Consider the following 17642-nt stretch of genomic DNA (forward strand, 5'->3'; position numbering starts at 1 on the left):
GGGGGGGGGGGGGGGGGGGGGGGGGGGGGGGGGGGGAGCCGTACGGCGGGCCGGGCAGGGCCCGGCCCGCCGTCAGATACGGCCCTTGGTCAAGCGGGTGAGCGGACCGTGCGGGTGGCGCTCGGCCCGGCGGCCCAGCGCGTACGACACCGCGCTCAGCGCCGTGAGGCCCGCGCCCACGCCGGCCGCGAGCAGCTTGCGGTGCGCGACCACCGTCCAGGCGGCCTTCGCCGTGGTCGTGACCTGAGCCGACGCCGCGACCAGTGCCTTGCGCCCCGACTCCAGGCCACGGGCCGCCGTGTGGGCGACGGTGCCGGTCGCCTCGGCCGCCCGTTCGGTGCCCTTCTTCACGGCGGACACCGCGTCGTCGGTGCTCTGCGCCGCCTTCTTCGCCGCGCGTCCGGCCGACGCCGTCACCCGGTCCGTCGTCCCCCGGGCCTCGGAGGCGGTCCTCGCCACCGTCGCGGCCTTCCGGTTCGTCGTGTCGTTCGTTTCCGTCATGGGCTCCGCGTTGCCCGTGGCCGCGCGGACAAACGTGCCGGTCCCCCGTACCCCGCCGGGACGCGCTCCAGGACGCCGCCCGCGAACTCGTCGTAGAGCGGGAGGGTTTCGAGGTGGACGTAGCCGATGTGGCAGTCGCACACGGCGAGCGGGCAGGGACGCGGGCGGAGCGCCGACCGGTAGGAGCCGTCGTAGAGGTTGCCCAGTTCGGTACGGACGAAGTGGCAGCGGCGGACGGTGCCGTCGCCGTCGACCGAGACGACCGACTCGCCGGTGCGGCAGGGCAGTCCGGCGCTGGCGTGCGGATGGCGGCTGTAGGGGAACAGCGGGTCCAGGTCCGTCCACGCGGCGGCGGCCGCGTCGTCGTAGGTGTGCCCCTCGGCGGCGTTCACCCACAGGTAGACGTGGTCGGGCAGGTCGGCGCGGAGCCGGCGGGCGTGGTCCAGGTGGCCGGGCAGTCCCACGATGCCGACGCTGTACCGGACGCCCCGCGCGGCGAGGTCGCGGCACTTGGCCAGGAAACGGTCGTACGGGGTCTGTCCGGGGTGGTACGTGCACCACAGGGCCACGGTGCCGGGGTCGGCGTCGTCCAGCCAGGCCGTGCGGCAGCTGAGGTTGGTCTGGATGGCGACGCGCCGTACGTGCGGCAGGCGGGACAGGTCCACCAGGGCCCGCCGGTACCAGGAGCGGACCAGTCCCTCGCCCCACGGCGTGAACAGCACCGACAGGCGGTCGCCGGTCCGGGCGGCGGCCCACGCGGTGAAACGCTCCAGGGCCGCGCGGTCGGCGCGCAGTCGGGCCGTGCTGTCGCGCCGCTTGGCGAACGGGCAGTAGGGGCAGTCGTAGTCGCAGGAGGCGAGCGGGCCGCGGTAGAGGATCGTCAGGTCCACGCGGGCCGCCTACTTGCGCTCGTACGCGGCCATCGCGGCCCGTGCGCGGGTGTCGGGTCAGGCGATGGCATGGACGGTTCCCGTTTCGTGTCGGTGCGGGTGCGGTGCGCGGGGGTGCCGGGCGAGGGCCGCGGCGGCCTGGGCCGCGTAGGTGTCCCGGCCCTCGGCGCCGCTGCCGGGCAGGCCGGTGAGCCGGGGCAGCAGATCGCCGAAGGCGTTGACCTCGCCGACGGCCACCCGGTGCCAGCCGGTCGCCGGCAGCAGGTCGACGCCGACGCACAGGGTGCGCGGGAAGCACGCCGCGGCCTGTTCGCAGACTCCGAGGACGTCCGTCCAGCGGGCGCCGGCCCGCTCCACGGCGGCCCGGGCGTCGTCCAGGTCGCCGCGGAGGCCGCCGAGGTGGAGGTTGGTCAGCGGCGAGGTGCTGGTGCGCACGACGGCGTGCGTGGCCCGCCCGGCGACCACGACGACCCGCAGGTCGGCGGAGCGGCCCCGCTGGGCGGCCTTGGGCAGCCAGCGCTCCAGGTGCAGCCCGTCGGGGGCCAGCGCGTCGACGACGGCCGCGATCTGCCGCTCCTCGTGGTAGCGGCGGACCCGCAGGGAGTTGTACAGCCGCCCGTCCGGGGCGAGTTCGGCGGAGGTGGTGGCGCGGATCCGGCCGCCGCCCGCCGACTCGACCGCGAGCACACCGGACGCGGACGAGCCGTGCGCGAGTTTCACGAACAGCCGGGGCATCCGGTGCTCCCGCATCAGGGCGCGCACGTCGTCCCAGCCGCGGACGGGTGGCGCGTCGGCGCCGGAGGTGGGCGAGTACGGGACGGGGACGCCCGCGCCCGCCAGTACGGCGTGGCAGCGGCGTTTGTCGAACAGGACGGCGAGTTCGTCCGGGTCGTCCAGGCGGACGCCGCCGCGCAGACCGTGTACCGCGGACGTCAGCGAGGCGTACCAGCGGGCCGAGCCCTCCACCCGGGTGGGGTCACCGGGGCCGCGCAGCAGCCGGTCGACGTCGGCGTTCTCGCCCGGGCCATGCTGCTGCTCCCCGAGCCGGATCGAACGCGGTCTGATGTCGGCAGTTCTACCAACAGGCACTGACAACGAGGGGCGGCGGGGCCGCCCGGCCGCCCGGGGTTCCCCGGGGTCGTCCTCGTCCGGTCGCCGCGCCGGCCTCGCCCTCGGCCGGCGCGAGCGGTCTCACGGAGGACCGGACGGAGCGGAAGGCGCTCCTGCCCGAGGCGGGAACCGGCTACGAGGAGGCGCTCCGCGCCGCGGTGGCGACGGTGCCGGGGGCGAAGCCGGTCGCCGTCGAACTCAAGGGTGCGCCCGGCCGGCCCGGTGGAAGGCCCGGGTGGCGACGGCCGACGGCACCGCCCGCACCGTCCGGATCGACTCGGTCAGCCGTGCGGCTCGCCCGGCCGCTGCTGCGCGACCCTGGTCATGTGTGCCCGGCACGGGCCGGGGAACCTGGTTCGCCCGGCTTCCCGGGGAGAGGAGTCCACGTGACAGCGTCGACGTCGGCGGCGGGCGGTCCGGGACCGGAGGCCCCGCAGGACGGGTACGAGCCCGATCCGCAGCGGTGGCGCGCCCTGTGGGTCACGCTGGTGGCCGGCTTCATGAGCCTCCTAGACGTCACGATCGTCGCGGTCGCCCTGCCCACCGTCCAGCGCGAGCTGCACGCCACGCCCGCGCAGGTGCAGTGGGTGGTCTCCGGCTACGCCCTGAGCTTCGCCCTCGCCCTCGTCACCGCGGGCCGTCTCGGCGACGCCCTGGACCGGCGCCGCATCTTCCTGCTGGCCCTCAGCGGCTTCGTGGTCTTCAGCGCGGCCTGCGGCGCGGCCCCCGACATCACGCTGCTGGTGGCGGCCCGCCTCGCCCAGGGCCTGGCGGCCGGCTTCATGGCGCCCCAGAACTCGGCGCTGATCCAGCAGATGTTCCGCGGCGCCGAGCGCGGCCGCGCCTTCGGCTTCTTCGGCGCCACCGTCGGCATCTCCTCCGCCGCCGGTCCGATCACCGGCGGCGCCATCCTCGCCCTCGCCTCCGGCGCCCAGGGCTGGCGGTGGATCTTCTACGTCAACGTGCCCATCGGCATCCTCGCCGTACTGCTCGGCCGCCGGCTGCTGCCGCGCACCCGGCGCTCCGGGCGGGGCCGCGTGGACCTGCCCGGCGTGCTGCTGCTCGGTCTCGGTGTCCTCGCGCTCATGTACCCGCTGGTCCTGGCGGACTCCGGCGGCATCGGCCGGCTGTGGTGGCTGTTCCCCGCCGGTGCCGCGGTCCTCGCCGTCTTCACCTGGTGGCAGCGCCGTCTCGTCGCCCGGGGCGCCCAGCCGCTGCTCGACCCACGCCTGTTCACCACCGTGCGCGGCTACGCCGTCGGGGCCGGCATCGGCACGCTGTACTTCGTCGGCTTCAGCGGTGTCTGGCTGGTCTTCGCCCTGTTCTACCAGCGCGGGCTCGACTTCTCCCCGCTCCGCTCCGGCCTCGCCGTCACCCCGTTCGCCCTCGGCTCGGCGAGCGCGGCCGTGGTCTCCGGCCGGCTGGTGGACCGGTACGGCCGGCTGCTCACCGTCTGCGGCCTCGCGGGCGTCGTCACGGGGCTGGGCGGTACGGCGCTGCTGCTCCGCTTCGTGCCGCCGCACCTCGCCTGGTGGGTCGCCGCCCCGGTCCTCTTCCTCGGCGGTGTCGGCAGCGGCTTCGTGGTCTCACCGAACATCACGATGACCCTGCGGGACGTGCCCGTGCGCATGGCGGGGGCGGCCGGCGGCGCGCTCCAGACCGGGCAGCGGCTGGGCGCCGCGCTGGGGACCGCCGCCCTGCCCGGCCTCTTCTACCTGGTGCTCGGCCGGAGCGGCGACTACCGCGGCGCCCTCGTCACCGCGCTGGGCGCCGCGCTCGCCGGGATGGCCGCGTCGCTGGCCCTGGCGACGTTCGACTGGCGGCGCGACCGGCGGACGACCGGGCCGCGCCGCAAGTGCCCGGACGAGGTGGCCGACGACTCCGTGCACGCCCGGCGCACCTGACGTACCTCCGGACGCGGCCGGGCCCCCGATGGCCCCGCCGGGCGGCGGGGCCATCGGGGGCCATCAGGGTGGACCCGGCCCGTGTCGGGAGGCCGGCGCACGCGTGGTTGGTCATGCTGGGCCGGGAGCGGCACCCTTCGCGGCGACGGCGACAAGGAGCACGGCATGCCGACGGACCCGGTCGAACGATTCCTGGCGGCGCTGACCCCCGGCCACCGGGAGAGCGTCGGCGCACGGCCGCGCGAGGAGCAGGAACGGCTCGCGGCGGCCTGGGAGCGGGAGCTGGAGGCGGACGACGAGCTGGACACCCTGGACGAGCTGTCCCCGGCGGCGGCGGAGGCCGAGGCGGCCCGCCGCGTCCTGGAGCGCGGCACCGGCTGACACCGCGCGCCTGGCCCCGTGCGGCCCGAGCGCCTGGTACCCGTGCGGTCCGAGCGCCTGGTACCCGTGCGGTCCGAGCGCGGGGCCGCCGCCGGCCCCGGCGCCTCCCGGCACCGTCCACCGGCACCGGGTGCCGCCGAGGTGATCCCCGGCGGCACCCGGCGTACGCACGCCCGGCGGCGCGTTACAGCGCGCGTTCCATGCGGTCCGCCATCAGCTTGACGAAGCGGGCCGGCTCCTTGGGCTGGCCGCCCTCGGCGAGCACCGCCAGGCCGTGCAGCAGCTCGACGGTCCCGGCCAGCTCCGTGCGGTCCTCGCGCTCCTTGTACGCCTGGTTGAGGCCCTTCACCAGCTGGTGGTCCGGGTTGAGCTCCAGGATCCGCTTGGCCCGGGGCACCTCCTGGCCCATCGAGCGGTACATGTTCTCCAGCGCCGGGGTGAGGTCGTTCGCGTCGGAGACGACGCAGGCCGGGGAGACGGTGAGCCGGGAGGACAGGCGGACCTCCTTGATCTCCTCGTCCAGCTGCTCCTTCATCCAGCCCAGCAGCCCGGCGTACTCCTCGGACCGCTTCTCCCGCTCGTCGTCGGCCTCCTCCTCGCCCTCGGTGCCGAGGTCGATCCGGCCCTTGGCGACGGACCGCAGCTTCTTGCCCTCGTACTCGCCGACGGCGTCGGCCCACACCTCGTCGACGGGGTCGGTGAGCAGCAGCACCTCGATGCCCCGGTCCCGGAACGCCTCCATGTGCGGGGAGCTCTCGATGCTCTGCCGGGATTCGCCGGTCAGGTAGTAGATGTCCTCCTGGCCCTCCTCCATCCGCTCCACGTACTGCTTGAGCGTGGTCGGCTCGGTGTCGTGGTGCGTGCTGGCGAACGAGGCGACGGCGAGGATGGCGTCGCGGTTCTCCGTGTCGGTGACCAGCCCCTCCTTCAGGACGGTGCCGAACTCCCGCCAGAAGGTGGCGTACCGGTCCTGGTCCTTGGCCATCAGGTCCTTGACCGTGGACAGCACCTTCTTCGTCAGCCGCCGCCGCATCATCTCGATGTGGCGGTCCTGCTGGAGGATCTCGCGGGACACGTTCAGCGACAGGTCCGCCGCGTCCACGACGCCCTTGACGAAGCGCAGGTACGGCGGGAGCAGCGCCTCGCACTCCTCCATGATGAGCACGCGCTTGACGTACAGCTGGAGGCCGCGCTTGAAGTCCCGCGTGAACAGGTCGTACGGGGCGTGCTCGGGCAGGAACAGCAGGGCCTGGTACTCGAAGGTGCCCTCCGCCTGGAGCCGGATCGTCTCCAGCGGGTCGCGCCGGTCATGGCCGATGTGCTTGTACAGCTCGTGGTACTCGTCGTCGGAGACCTCGTCGCGGGGCCGCGCCCACAGCGCTTTCATGGAGTTGAGCGTCTCGGGCTCGGGCGTCTCCTCGCCCTCGCCGGTCTTCTCGGGCACCATCCGGACGGGCCAGGTGATGAAGTCCGAGTACCGCTTGATGATCTCCCTGATCTTCCACGGGGAGGTGTAGTCGTGGAGCTGGTTCTCCGGGTCGGCCGGCTTGAGGTGGAGCGTGACCGAGGTGCCCTGCGGAGCGTTGTCGACCGTCTCCAGCGTGTAGGTGCCCTCGCCCCGCGACGTCCACCGGGTGCCCCGGTCCTCCCCGGCCCGCCGGGTCAGCAGGGTGACCTCGTCGGCCACCATGAAGCCGGAGTAGAACCCGACGCCGAACTGGCCGATCAGCCCCTCCTCACCGGCCGCGTCCCTCGCTTCCCGCAGCTCCTGGAGGAACTGGGCGGTGCCCGAGTTGGCGATCGTGCCGATGAGCCGCCCCACCTCCTCGTACGACATCCCGATGCCGTTGTCCCGCACGGTGAGCGTACGGGCTTCCCGGTCGATGTCGATGTCGATGTGCAGGTCGGACACGTCGGCGTCGAGCCCGTCGTCCCACAGCTTCTCCAGGCGCAGCTTGTCCAGCGCGTCGGAGGCGTTGGACACGAGCTCCCGCAGGAAAACATCCTTGTTCGAGTAGACCGAGTGGATCATCAGCTGGAGCAGCTGACGGGCCTCTACCTGGAACTCAAACGTCTCGGTCGGCATGTTCGCGATACCTCACAGGTCCCGTTGCCTGAACTGGGTGCAGACACTGTAAAACACCACGTCAGGCAGGTGACCGGAGAGGGCGGTCGGTGGCTGGAACCATACCGTGCGGCACGGCTCGGCGGTGATCGGCTTCCGCGGTCATGACCGGCGGCCGTCCGGGTACCCGGCTGGTCCGGCCGGTTCGCCACGACGGCGGCCGGGCCGCGCGGAGTCGGACCGCGAGAAGACCGCGAGAAGGGAGACACGGAGATGAGCACGGTGAAGGAAGCGGTGGAGGTCGACGTCCCCGTGCACACCGCGTACAACCAGTGGACGCAGTTCGAGAGCTTCCCGAAGTTCATGGAAGGCGTCGAGCGGGTGACACAGCTGGACGACCGGCACAACCACTGGACCATGAAGGTCGGCGGGGTCCGGCGGGAGTTCGACACCGAGATCGTCGACCAGCTGGCCGACGAGCGGATCACCTGGCGTACCATCAGCGGTGACACCCGCCAGAAGGGCACCGTCCACTTCGAGCGCCTGGACGACAGCCACACCAAGGTGGAGCTGGTCATGGACGTCGAGCCCAGCGGTGCCGTGGAGAAGGCCGCCGACCTGATCGGCACGATCGACCGGCGCGTCAAGGGCGACATGCGGCGGTTCAAGGAGTACATCGAGGAGCGGGGCGCCGAGTCCGGCGCGTGGCGCGGCCGGATCGAGCCCGGCGGCGCGGGCCCGGGCCGGTGATCACGGGACCACCGGCGCGCGGGGACCGGCCGGACCGGTGTCGGCCATGACCGGGCCGGCGGTCTCCCGAGGGGCTGTCGGCGCCCTCGTCACCGTCCCGCACGCGGCCGTCCCGCACCCGCCGGACGGCCGCGCCGGCCCCCGCGGTGTAGCCGCCGCGGGGGCCGGCGCGCGTCCGGATGAGCGGGTCGACGGGCGGGGCGGCGCGGAGGGCGGCGGAACCCGCCGGCCGTCGGTGCCGCGCGGATGCCCGCCCCGGCCATGTTCAACGATCAACAAGTAACCGTGTGTTGACGCCCTCCGCTCGAGAACTCCCGCCCCGGGGCGCACGATGGACCCAGGGGGAACCCGGCACCGCGGACCGCGCCCCGGGCCGCGGGCGGCACGAGGAGGGCATCATGACCCGCGCCGGAACCGTAGCCACGGCCCGCATGCCCGACACCGTCAAACCGGGCGGCCTGGAGTCGGAGAACCATCCCTGGAGGATCCGGCTGGTCGAGCATCCCGCGCGCTTCGAGTCACCGTTCTTCAAGGCCGCGAAACAGACGGCGCACAAGATCCTCGACCAGCTGGACGACGCGGATCTGCCCTACGGGCCCCGGCCCACCGGCTCCGAGCACTGGGAGATGCACCACGGGGGCAGCCTGTGGGTGATGACGAGGCGCGGCTGGCGGATGTACCGGGCCCGCGTGGGCATCGAGTGGAGCATGCAGTTCTGCGCCGACCCGGCGAAGGTCGACCGGCTGCGCCAGGACGCGGCCGAACTCGTGGCGGCCTTCCCCAAGACCCTGGACGCTCTGGCCGCGCTGGGCTACGACGAGGCCGCGGAACTGCTGCGCGAGCCGGTCAAGGACGCCGACGGCGTCGAGGCGTGGACCGACGGCCTGTTCAACGCGTGCGTGCCGATGAGCCGCGGCAACCACCAGGGCATCCTGCCGAAGGTGCCCGGTGAGCACCACTACCCGTGGCCGGTGAAGGGCGCGGACTTCGTCCGGTACGACGACTTCCAGTTGTGGGTGACCCTGCCCGACGGAACGCACGGGGCCGTGACCCCCGTGGACCGGCGGGGGTCGGGTGACGGGCATGTGCGCCTGGTGCTCGCCCCCGAGGGCAGCCAGGCATCGGACACGCTGGCCACGGCACAGGAGCGCGGGCTGATGGCCGTGCTGCCGCCGAACAGCTCGGCCGCGCTCCAGGCGTTCGCCGGGCAGATCGGGCCGGGGCAGCGCACCGCGTCGGCGCCGACGGCCATGGGCGCGGCCGACGGCGACGGCGCCCCGGCGCGTTGAGGACGGCCCCCATGCCACGCAGGATCGTCGTCTGTCTCGACGGAACGAGCAACCAGGTGGGCGCGCGGGACCCGACCAACGTCGTCCGGCTGTTCGAGATGCTGGAGGCGGGGGACCCCGCACGCCAGTTGCTGTACTACGACCCCGGTGTCGGCACCCTGGCGTCGGCCGGGGCGCGCGGTCCGGCCGGCCGTGCGCTGTCCCGGCTCTCCGGGCTGGTCCTCGGCACCGGGCTGCGGACCAACCTCGCCGAGGCGTACACCTATCTGATGCGGCACTGGGAGCCCGGCGACCAGGTGTACGTCTTCGGTTTCAGCCGGGGCGCGTACACCGGCCGCGCGCTGGTCGGGATGCTCAACAAGCCCGGTCTCATGCGGCCCGGCTCGGAGAACCTCGTCCCCTACGCGGTGGCCAAGTACGCCTTCAACCAGGACATCGAGCGGAGCGAACAGGAGGTGGCGCGCTTCTCGCACGCCTTCTGCCGGCGCACCGAGCGGGAGCCGCTGTGGGCCCAGGTCAAGCAGAACGCCCCGCGCCAGGTGTCCCGGTACGCGCTGCCCGTCGCCTACCTCGGCCTCTGGGACACGGTGAAGGCGGCGGGCATCCTGCGGCTGGGCACGCTGCACTGGCCGTACACGCACCAGCTCCCCAACGCGGCCCGCATCCGGCACGCCGTCTCACTCGACGAGAAGCGGCGCCCGTTCCGCGAGTTCCCGGTGACCCGTCGGCCGGGGCCGCTGGGCGAGACGGCGCAGGAGGTGTGGTTCGCCGGTGTGCACTCCGACGTCGGAGGCACCTTCCCGCACGCCCGGGGCGCTCCGCTGCTCTCCACGGTCACCCTCAAGTGGATCGTGGACGGCGCCGTCCGGGACCTGGTCCTCAGGCCGGGCGCCTACCCGGAGTCCTGCGCGGTGACCGAGGACTTCGCCGACGCCGCCGTCCATCCCAACGGCCCGCTGTGGTTCCTGGCCGGCCGGCGCTCGCGCCGCGTGCCCCCGGACGCGGCGCTGCACGCGAGCGTCCGGCTGCGCAGGGAACGCGACCCGGGCTACCGCCCCGACCTGCCCGACCCGGCGGAGTGGGGCCACTGGGCCGACCCGGAGTGGACCAAGCCCGTGCACGAGCAGGACGGCTGACCGGACCGGCGGCCGGCGCGGCTCAGTTCGGGTTGTCCCCGTGGGTCAGGGTCTCCCAGGCGACGAAGAGGTTGTTGCTGCCCGCCGGACGGTTCTGCTCGGTCAGTGCCTGGGTGTTGGCCATGGCGATGCCCAGGCGGTTGTGCAGGGCGTTGTAGCCCACCTCGGTGACCGGGCCGAGCCCCCGGTTGACGCTGCCGCCGCACAGCCAGCTCGGGACGGCGGTGCCCAGCTCGTACTTGGCCTGGAAGCCGAGCGCCTGCCGCAGCCGCTCGCCGACGTCGGTGCCGTACAGGTCCTGTCCCTGGATGCGGCTGGTCTCGGCGACGTGCGAGACGGCGGAGATGCCGTAGCCGGTGTGGGTGAAGTCCCGGCAGGTCTCCTGGGTGAGGCCGGTGACGAAGGTGGACTGGCCCTGCCAGTAGGAGACGATCTTGTCGCGGGTGTTCAGGTTCTGGCTGGGGACCGTCTTCGGCAGGTCGCCGTCGGAGGCGAGGTACACATAGGCGGCGGTCCGGGTGCGGAACTTCGCCATGGCCTTGTCGTACGACGCCTTGTCCTCCAGGAAGACGGAGATGCCGACGGCCGCCTCCATCATCGACAGCTCCCAGTTGCCGTTGGAGTTGGAGCCGTTGATGATCTCGGGCAGGTAGACGTCGCGGAGCATGGTCGCGAACCGGCCGGCGCCGGCCCAGCCGCCGGTGTACGTGTACTTGATGATCTCGGCGGCCTTGGGCCAGGAGGAGCCGGCCCAGCCGGTCTGGAGCGGCGCGTTGCTGTTGGTGTGGTCCTGGAGCACCGCGGACCAGGCGTCCATCAGCTCGATCGCCTTCCTCGCGTAGCGCTCGTCCCGGGTGATGTACCAGGCGAGGGCGTCCGTGTACGCCGCGATCGCGTCCTCGCGCTCGTCGGTGCAGCCGTAGTTGGGGTTGGAGTACGAACCGCACTCGACGACGGCGCGGGGCGTGGGGGTGCGGCTGAGGCTGGCGTACTTGCTCGCCGCCATCTGGTCGTACGCGCCCTTCCAGGGCTGGGCGCCGGCCAGGACCTTGTCGCGGGCGAAGTCGAGCTGGGCGCGGGAGACGGTGACGCCGGGGTGCGTGAACGCGGCGGGTGCGGCCTGGGCCCGCTGGGTGCCCGGCCAGGAGAGCAGCCCGGTGGTGAGCATGGCGGCCGCCGCCGTGAGGGCCAGTGCGGAACGCGGGGACGTGCGGCGGCGCCGGGCGGGGGTGTCCTTGTCCTGCATCTGATCCGTCCTCATATGTGAATGCCGTACGGCTTCCTGAACGGTCGAGTTGACGAGACCATAGGTACGGACCAAGGGCCCGTCAAGTGCCGCGGCAGCACCGCCGGACGTCCGCCCACAAGCGGTCGTCGCGGCCCTTCCCGGCGCGGTGCGCGGTGGTGGACACTCCGCCCAGCGGGGCGACGCCCCGACCGGTCGCCCGCTCCCCCGCACCCGACCCCGAGGGTTGTCCCCATGCCGATGTCACCAGCCGTGCCGCGGCTCGCCGCCGCCGTCGCGGGTCTGCTGCTCACGGTCGCCGCGGCCGTCCCGAGCGGCGCCGCCCCCGCCACCGCGCCGCCGCGGCCCGGCCCGGCCCGGACCGCGGCGGACGCGCCGGCCCCGGCCGCCTGGTACGGGCCGCTGTCCACCCGGGGCCGCTACATCGTGGACGCGCACGGCGACCGGTTCCGGCTGAAGGGCGCCAACTGGGACGGCGCGCAGGGCTCCTGGACCGGCAGCGGCAGCGCCGACGATCCCGCCGCCCACCATGCCGGGCAGGACTCCCACGGCATTCCGCTCGGCCTGGACCGCGTACCGCTGCCCCGGCTGCTCGCCGACTTCCACGCGGCGGGCGTCAACACCGTCCGGCTGCCGTTCTCCAACGAGATGGTCCACAGCACGGCACCCGTGCCCGACAGCGCCGTCACGGCCAACCCGCACCTGCGCGGCCGGACCCCGCTGGAGGTGTACGACGCCGTGGTGGACGCGCTCAGCGACAGCGGCTTCGCCGTCGTCCTCAACAACCACACCAACACCTCCCGGTGGTGCTGCGGCATCGACGGCAACGAGCGGTGGAACAGCGGGCAGTCCACCGAACGGTGGGCGGAGGACTGGGTGTTCATGGCCCGCCGCTACGCCTCGGTGCCGGGCGTGGTCGGCGCCGACCTGTACAACGAGGTCCGGCGCGACGTGCTGGACGACCCCAACTGGGGCCTGGGCGACGGTCATGACTGGTACGGCGCCGCCCTGCTGGCCGCCGACCGCATCCTCACCGAGGCCGATCCGCGCCTGCTCATCGTGGTCGAGGGGATCAACTGGACGGGCGTACCGGTGGACGGGCTGCCGCACGGCCGGCCGGTCCTCGGCCCCGTCCGCACCCTCTCGCACACCCTCGTGGACTCCCGCAAGCTGGTCTACTCCGCCCACTTCTACGGCTACACCGGCCCGCACCACAGCGGCGCCACGGGCATCGGCGAGACCCACGACCCCCGCTACCAGGACCTGTCCCGTGCGGAGCTGGCCGCCGCCCTCGACGACGAGGCGTTCTTCGTGGAGGAGGACGGCCGGCACTACACCGCGCCCGTCTGGGTGAGCGAGTTCGGCATCGGCGCGCGGGAGACCGGTACGGCGGCCCGCGCCTGGTTCGGCAACGTCACCGATCACCTCGCGGACCGGGACGCCGACTTCGCGTTCTGGCCGTTGGTCGGCTTCGCGGGCCACGACGACTGGGCGCTGCTCGCCTACGACGAGGCGGGGCACCGCTCCGGCATCCTGGACCCCGGCGACTGGCGTGCCACCGCCTGGCAGCACCTGACGACCGCGCCGGGCAGAACCGGCCCCGTGGCGCCGGTGCCGCTCTGGCGGATGCTCAAGCCCGACCACGGCGACGCCGTGGCATCACGGCGGGTACGCGCCACCGGGGACTGGGACCCGGGAGCGTACAAGGCGGCCTGCCCCGACGGGACGCGGCTGGCCGGGCTGAGCCACACCGGCGGGCGCGGCCTGTGCACCGACGCCGGAGCGGGCGACCTGCGCGCCGCCGGGACCCGCCAGACGGTGGTCGGCGACGAGCGCGGCGTCCCGGCGGGCGGCGACTGGGCGTCCGGCTACACCAAGTACCAGTGCCCGGCAGACGAGTTCCTCATCGGCTACGGGCTGCGCGGCGCACGGGTCTCGTCGGCACTGTGCGTCCCGGCCCGGACCGCGCTGCCGGGCTCCGGGCGCACGGTGTGGTTCGACCGGTCCGACGACCGCCCCGCCGGGGCGCCCGGCGGTGACTTCGCGTACGGCGCCGTCAAGGGGCAGTGCGCCACGGACGAGTACGCCGCGGGCATCGCGTTCACGACCCGGGTGGGCAGCCGCCCCGGCCCCGCGGCTCTGCTGTGCCGCGCGCTGCCCTGACGGTCCCGTCCGCTCCGGCACCCGGCGCGGAGGGGCCTGCATGGGCACCCCCGCCCGGGCGGGGGTGCCGGTGATCAGGAGCGCACCAGGCGCGCGATCGCGTCGGACGCCTCCTTCAGCTTCTGCTCCCGCTCCTCGCCGCCCTCCGCCACCGCGTTGCTCACACAGGTGGCCATGTGCTCGTCGAGCATCTGGAGGGCGAACGACTGCAAGGCGCGGGTCACCGCCGACACCTGGGTGAGGACGTCGATGCAGTACGTGTCCTCCGCCACCAGGCGCTGCAATCCCCGCACCTGACCCTCGATGCGACGGAGTCGCATCATCACGTCATCCTTGTGCTTCTTCTGCCCCGACATGACTCCGCATCCCTTCCCGCTCCCGAAGGCGCCCCACGGCACGGCGGGCTCCCTCCGGAAAAGATACCCTCGGCCGGTATAAACCACCCGCCGCCGACCGGCAACGCCCCGCGCGACATGCGCATATGCGGGCCCGGCGGGGCGGCTCGGTCCGGCTCCGGGGCGCGGTGGCGCCTCCCGGGCGCATACCCCCCGGCTGCATACGGCCCACGCCCTCCCCGGCCTTGCCTCCCTCCGGCGACGACGGTATACATGGGTACACCGATACCCCGTAGGGGTATACAGACAGCCCGCGGTCGCCTCCTGGTTCGCCGGCCCGCACTCCCCCGCCGAGGAGCATGATGGCAACAACCACCCCGGACCTCGCCCGAGTCGAACTGAACATCGGCGGGATGACCTGTGCCTCCTGCGCCGCCCGTATCGAGAAGAAGCTCAACCGCATGGAGGGGGTCGAGGCCACCGTCAACTACGCCACCGAGAAGGCGAGGATCACCTACTCCGGCGCGCTCCGGGTGGCGGACCTGATCGCCACCGTCGAAGCCGTCGGCTACACCGCCGCCCCGCCCGCGCCCGCCGTACCGGCCGAGGCGGGAGCGGACGACGCCGGCGGCCGGGCGGACGACGAACTGCGCACACTGCGCGAGCGCCTGACCACCGCCGTGGCGCTGGCCGTCCCGGTCATCGTCCTGGCCATGGTCCCGGCCTGGCAGTTCGACTACTGGCAGTGGCTCTCCCTGACCCTGACGGCACCCGTGGTCACGTACGCCGCCTGGCCGTTCCACCGCGCGGCCTACACCAACCTGCGGCACGGCGCCGTCACCATGGACACCCTGATCTCGGTCGGCACCGCCGCCGCGTTCCTGTGGTCCCTGTGGGCGCTGTTCTTCGGCTCGGCCGGAACCCCCGGCATGACCCACGGCTTCGAGCTGACCATCTCCCGCTCGGACGGCGGCGGGAACCTCTACCTGGAGACCGCGGCCGGCGTCACGGCCTACATCCTCGCGGGACGGTACTTCGAGGCGCGCTCCAAGCGCATGGCCGGCGCCGCGCTGCGGGCCCTGATGGAACTGGGCGCCAAGGACGTCACCGTACTGCGCGCGGGCGGCGAGGAGCGGATCCGGATCGAGGACCTGGCCGTGGGCGACCGGTTCGTCGTCCGGCCCGGGGAGAAGATCGCCACGGACGGCACCGTCGTCGAGGGTGGTTCGGCGGTCGACGCCTCCATGCTGACCGGCGAGTCCGTGCCCGTCGAGGTCGGCGAGGGCGACGCCGTCACCGGCGCCACCCTCAACGCGGGCGGCCGGCTCGTCGTACGGGCGACCCGGGTCGGCTCCGACACCCAACTGGCCCGGATGGCGCGGATGGTGGAGGACGCGCAGAACGGCAAGGCCGCCGCGCAGCGGCTCGCCGACCGGATCTCCGCCGTCTTCGTCCCCGTCGTCATCGCCCTGGCGGTGGCCACCCTGGGCTTCTGGCTCGGCAACGGCGCCGGCGCCACCGCCGCGTTCACCGCCGCCGTGGCGGTGCTCATCATCGCCTGCCCGTGCGCCCTGGGCCTGGCCACCCCGACCGCCCTGCTGGTCGGCACCGGCCGCGGCGCCCAGCTCGGCATCCTCATCAAGGGGCCGGAGGTGCTGGAGAGCACCCGGAAGGTCGACACCATCGTCCTGGACAAGACCGGCACCGTCACCACCGGCCGGATGAGCCTGCTGGCCGTGCGCCCGGCCGAGGGCGAGGACGAGCGCGAGGTGCTGCGTCTGGCGGGCGCCCTGGAACACGCCTCCGAACACCCCATCGCGCAGGCCGTCGCCACCGGGGCCGCCGACCGCGTCGGCACGCTGCCGGTCCCGGAGGACTTCCGGAACCTGCCGGGGCTCGGCGTCGAGGGCGTCGTGGACGGGCACCGCGTCGTCGTGGGCCGGCGCAAGCTGCTCGCCGAGCGGTCCATGGAGCTGCCCGCCGGGCTGGCGCGGGCCGGCGCCGAGGCCGAGGCCGCGGGCCGCACGGTCATCACGGTGGCCTGGGACGGCAGGCCGCGCGCGGTGCTGGAGGTCGCCGACGCCATCAAGGAGACCAGCGCCGAGGCCGTGACCCGGCTGCGCGCGCTCGGTCTGACCCCCGTCCTGCTCACCGGGGACAACGAGACCGTCGCCCGGGCCGTGGCCGCCGAGGCGGGCATCGACCAGGTGATCGCGGAGGTCATGCCCGAGGACAAGGTGGCCGTGGTCAAGCGTCTCCAGGCCGAGGGACACGCGGTCGCCATGGTCGGGGACGGCGTCAACGACGCCGCCGCGCTGGCCCGGGCCGACCTGGGCCTGGCCATGGGCACCGGCACGGACGCGGCCATGGAGGCGGGCGACCTCACCCTGGTCCGGGGCGACCTGCGCGTCGCCGCCGACGCCATCCGGCTCGCCCGGCGCACCCTCGGCACCATCAAGGGCAACCTCTTCTGGGCGTTCGCCTACAACGTCGCCGCCCTGCCGCTCGCCGCGAGCGGGCTGCTCAACCCCATGATCGCCGGTGGCGCGATGGCGTTCTCGTCGGTGTTCGTCGTCAGCAACAGCCTCCGGCTGCGCCGGTTCCGGGCCGCCGCCTGAACCACGGCCGACGGCGGGGCGGACCACGTGGTCCGCCCCGCCGTCGTGGTGCGTCCCGGCCTCGTCCGGCCGCCCGCCCCGGGCCGGTGTCAGTCCAGGGACCGGCGGACGCGGCGCAGGATGTCCTCCAGGATCGCCTCGGACGTCGCGAAGTTCAGGCGTACGAATCCCTCGCCGCCCGGTCCGAAGGTGCGGCCGTCGTTGAGCAGGACCCGTGCCTTGTCCAGGAAGAACGTGTGCGGGTCGGGGTCCAGGTCCAGGCCGCGGCAGTCCAGCCAGGCGAGGAACGTGGCCTGCGGGACCCGGTAGCCGACGCCGGCCGGGAGCCGGTCGCGGACCAGGGCGGCGTTGCGCGCCAGCACCGGCTTCAGCCGCGCCAGCCAGCCGTCCCCCTCCCGCCAGGCGGCGAGTGTGGCGGCGACGCCGAAGGTGTTCGGTTCGCCGTACAGGTGGGTGGGGTGGGCCAGCGCCTCGCGCACCTCGGCCGGGCCGACATGGGCGACCGCGCAGCGCGCCCCCGGCACGTTGAACGCCTTGGTGGCCGAGGTCAGGGTCACCGTGCGCGCGGCCACCTCGGCCGACAGGGAGGCGAACGGGATATGCCGGTGGGGTTCGTGGACCAGATCGGCGTGGATCTCGTCCGCGACGACCAGCAGATCGTGGCGCAGCGCGAGCCCGGCCAGCGCCTCCAGCTCCTCGCGGCAGAGCACCCGCCCCGTCGGATTGTGCGGGTTGACCAGCAGCAGCACCCGGGAGGAGCCCTCCCCCAGCTCCCGGTCGAGCCGGTCCGTGTCGAAGGTCCAGCCGTCGCCGTCCGCCGTGTAGGGCACCGCGTGCAGGCGCCGCCCCATGCTCGCGATCGTCTCCAGGAACGGCGGGTAGGTCGGGGTGTGCACCACGACCCCGTCCCCCGGCCGCGTGGCGACGTTCAGCACGGCCTGGAGGCCCTGGTTGACGTCGGTGAACTCCCGTACCCAGGCGGGGTCGGGCGCCCAGCCGTGACGCTCGCGCATGCGCTCGGCGAACGCGGCCCGCAGCGGGATCTCCTCGGGCCGCCCGTCCCAGGACGGATACCCGAGGTCGTTCTCCACGCACCGCAGCAGGGCCTCACGCACCGCGGGGGCCGGCGGGAAGTCCATCTCCGCGATCCAGGCCGGGAGCACGTCCGGCTCCGCCCGGCTCCACTTGGCCCCCGGGCGGCGGTGCAGCGCGCGGACATCGAGGTCGTCCAGGTCGTCGAACATGTAGTGCCTT

At 73.8% G+C, this 17642-nt stretch carries 14 protein-coding genes; 7 read left to right on the plus strand and 7 right to left on the minus strand.

Features of this window, described 5'->3' with window-relative positions; genetic code table 11:
• Nucleotides 1-72: 72 nt before the first annotated feature.
• Genes IF37_RS0112815 through IF37_RS0112825 form a run of 3 tightly spaced genes read right to left on the minus strand, consistent with a single transcriptional unit; the run spans nt 73 to nt 2456 of the window.
• Entirely contained in the window at nt 73-501 is a 429-nt protein-coding gene (locus IF37_RS0112815; protein WP_030740868.1) for a hypothetical protein, read from the minus strand.
• The gene (locus IF37_RS0112820; protein WP_052845147.1) at nt 498-1391 is read right to left on the minus strand and encodes an STM4011 family radical SAM protein; all 894 of its coding nucleotides are present in this window, start codon (nt 1389-1391) and stop codon (nt 498-500) included. The genes IF37_RS0112815 and IF37_RS0112820 overlap by 4 nt, the downstream gene beginning before the upstream one ends.
• Nucleotides 1392-1448: 57 nt before the next feature.
• Nucleotides 1449-2456 carry an STM4014 family protein gene (locus tag IF37_RS0112825; RefSeq protein WP_253915748.1) on the minus strand — a complete coding sequence of 336 codons (1008 nt, stop codon included), beginning with the start codon at nt 2454-2456 and terminating at the stop codon, nt 1449-1451.
• 431 nt (nt 2457-2887) lie between these two features.
• Here IF37_RS0112825 and IF37_RS0112830 point away from each other — a divergent pair, with 431 nt between their 5' ends.
• Entirely contained in the window at nt 2888-4405 is a 1518-nt protein-coding gene (locus tag IF37_RS0112830) for an MFS transporter (protein ID WP_030740876.1), read from the plus strand.
• Nucleotides 4406-4570: 165 nt separating this feature from the next.
• Entirely contained in the window at nt 4571-4786 is a 216-nt protein-coding gene (locus IF37_RS0112835) for a hypothetical protein (RefSeq protein WP_030740879.1), read from the plus strand.
• Between the two features lie 184 nt (nt 4787-4970).
• Here the strand turns inward: IF37_RS0112835 and htpG are convergent, their stop codons facing one another.
• Nucleotides 4971-6872 (minus strand): molecular chaperone HtpG, encoded by a 1902-nt coding sequence (htpG, locus tag IF37_RS0112840; RefSeq protein WP_030740882.1) that lies wholly within the window; start codon nt 6870-6872, stop codon nt 4971-4973.
• 252 nt (nt 6873-7124) lie between these two features.
• Here htpG and IF37_RS0112845 point away from each other — a divergent pair, with 252 nt between their 5' ends.
• The 3 genes from IF37_RS0112845 to IF37_RS0112855 all read left to right on the plus strand — a co-directional run bounded on the left by IF37_RS0112845 (nt 7125) and on the right by IF37_RS0112855 (nt 10026).
• The gene (locus IF37_RS0112845; RefSeq protein ID WP_030740884.1) at nt 7125-7601 is read left to right on the plus strand and encodes an SRPBCC family protein; all 477 of its coding nucleotides are present in this window, start codon (nt 7125-7127) and stop codon (nt 7599-7601) included.
• Nucleotides 7602-7999: 398 nt separating this feature from the next.
• A complete protein-coding gene (locus tag IF37_RS0112850; protein ID WP_030740887.1) occupies nt 8000-8890 on the plus strand; it encodes a DUF6424 family protein in 891 nt (296 codons plus the stop codon).
• Nucleotides 8891-8901: 11 nt separating this feature from the next.
• Nucleotides 8902-10026, plus strand: coding sequence for a DUF2235 domain-containing protein (locus tag IF37_RS0112855; protein ID WP_030740889.1), 1125 nt, complete (start codon nt 8902-8904; stop codon nt 10024-10026).
• 22 nt (nt 10027-10048) lie between these two features.
• Here IF37_RS0112855 and IF37_RS0112860 read toward each other — a convergent pair whose 3' ends face one another.
• Nucleotides 10049-11272, minus strand: coding sequence for an alginate lyase family protein (locus tag IF37_RS0112860; protein ID WP_030740892.1), 1224 nt, complete (start codon nt 11270-11272; stop codon nt 10049-10051).
• A 234-nt stretch (nt 11273-11506) separates the two neighbouring features.
• On the opposite strand from IF37_RS0112860, the gene IF37_RS0112865 reads away from it, so the two are divergent.
• Entirely contained in the window at nt 11507-13435 is a 1929-nt protein-coding gene (locus IF37_RS0112865) for a glycoside hydrolase family 5 protein (RefSeq protein WP_030740895.1), read from the plus strand.
• A 74-nt stretch (nt 13436-13509) separates the two neighbouring features.
• Here the strand turns inward: IF37_RS0112865 and IF37_RS0112870 are convergent, their stop codons facing one another.
• Nucleotides 13510-13791, minus strand: coding sequence for a metal-sensitive transcriptional regulator (locus IF37_RS0112870; protein WP_030740898.1), 282 nt, complete (start codon nt 13789-13791; stop codon nt 13510-13512).
• 341 nt (nt 13792-14132) lie between these two features.
• Between IF37_RS0112870 and IF37_RS0112875 the strand changes: the two genes are divergently transcribed.
• The gene (locus IF37_RS0112875; RefSeq protein WP_037856413.1) at nt 14133-16388 is read left to right on the plus strand and encodes a cation-translocating P-type ATPase; all 2256 of its coding nucleotides are present in this window, start codon (nt 14133-14135) and stop codon (nt 16386-16388) included.
• A gap of 89 nt (nt 16389-16477) precedes the next feature.
• Here IF37_RS0112875 and IF37_RS0112880 read toward each other — a convergent pair whose 3' ends face one another.
• Nucleotides 16478-17632, minus strand: coding sequence for a MalY/PatB family protein (locus tag IF37_RS0112880; protein WP_030740904.1), 1155 nt, complete (start codon nt 17630-17632; stop codon nt 16478-16480).
• Nucleotides 17633-17642 lie beyond the last annotated feature (10 nt).

Source organism: Streptomyces sp. NRRL S-31, assembly GCF_000718775.1.
In the GTDB taxonomy this organism is placed as follows: Bacteria; Actinomycetota; Actinomycetes; order Streptomycetales; family Streptomycetaceae; genus Streptomyces.

Coding starts and splice junctions, on each gene's coding strand:
- IF37_RS0112815 (WP_030740868.1), bottom strand. CDS start 501: ATGACGGAAACGAACGACACGACGAACCGGAAGGCCGCGACGGTGGCG.
- IF37_RS0112835 (WP_030740879.1), top strand. CDS start 4,571: ATGCCGACGGACCCGGTCGAACGATTCCTGGCGGCGCTGACCCCCGGC.
- htpG (WP_030740882.1), bottom strand. CDS start 6,872: ATGCCGACCGAGACGTTTGAGTTCCAGGTAGAGGCCCGTCAGCTGCTC.
- IF37_RS0112845 (WP_030740884.1), top strand. CDS start 7,125: ATGAGCACGGTGAAGGAAGCGGTGGAGGTCGACGTCCCCGTGCACACC.
- IF37_RS0112850 (WP_030740887.1), top strand. CDS start 8,000: ATGACCCGCGCCGGAACCGTAGCCACGGCCCGCATGCCCGACACCGTC.
- IF37_RS0112855 (WP_030740889.1), top strand. CDS start 8,902: ATGCCACGCAGGATCGTCGTCTGTCTCGACGGAACGAGCAACCAGGTG.
- IF37_RS0112860 (WP_030740892.1), bottom strand. CDS start 11,272: ATGCAGGACAAGGACACCCCCGCCCGGCGCCGCCGCACGTCCCCGCGT.
- IF37_RS0112865 (WP_030740895.1), top strand. CDS start 11,507: ATGCCGATGTCACCAGCCGTGCCGCGGCTCGCCGCCGCCGTCGCGGGT.
- IF37_RS0112870 (WP_030740898.1), bottom strand. CDS start 13,791: ATGTCGGGGCAGAAGAAGCACAAGGATGACGTGATGATGCGACTCCGT.
- IF37_RS0112875 (WP_037856413.1), top strand. CDS start 14,133: ATGGCAACAACCACCCCGGACCTCGCCCGAGTCGAACTGAACATCGGC.
- IF37_RS0112880 (WP_030740904.1), bottom strand. CDS start 17,632: ATGTTCGACGACCTGGACGACCTCGATGTCCGCGCGCTGCACCGCCGC.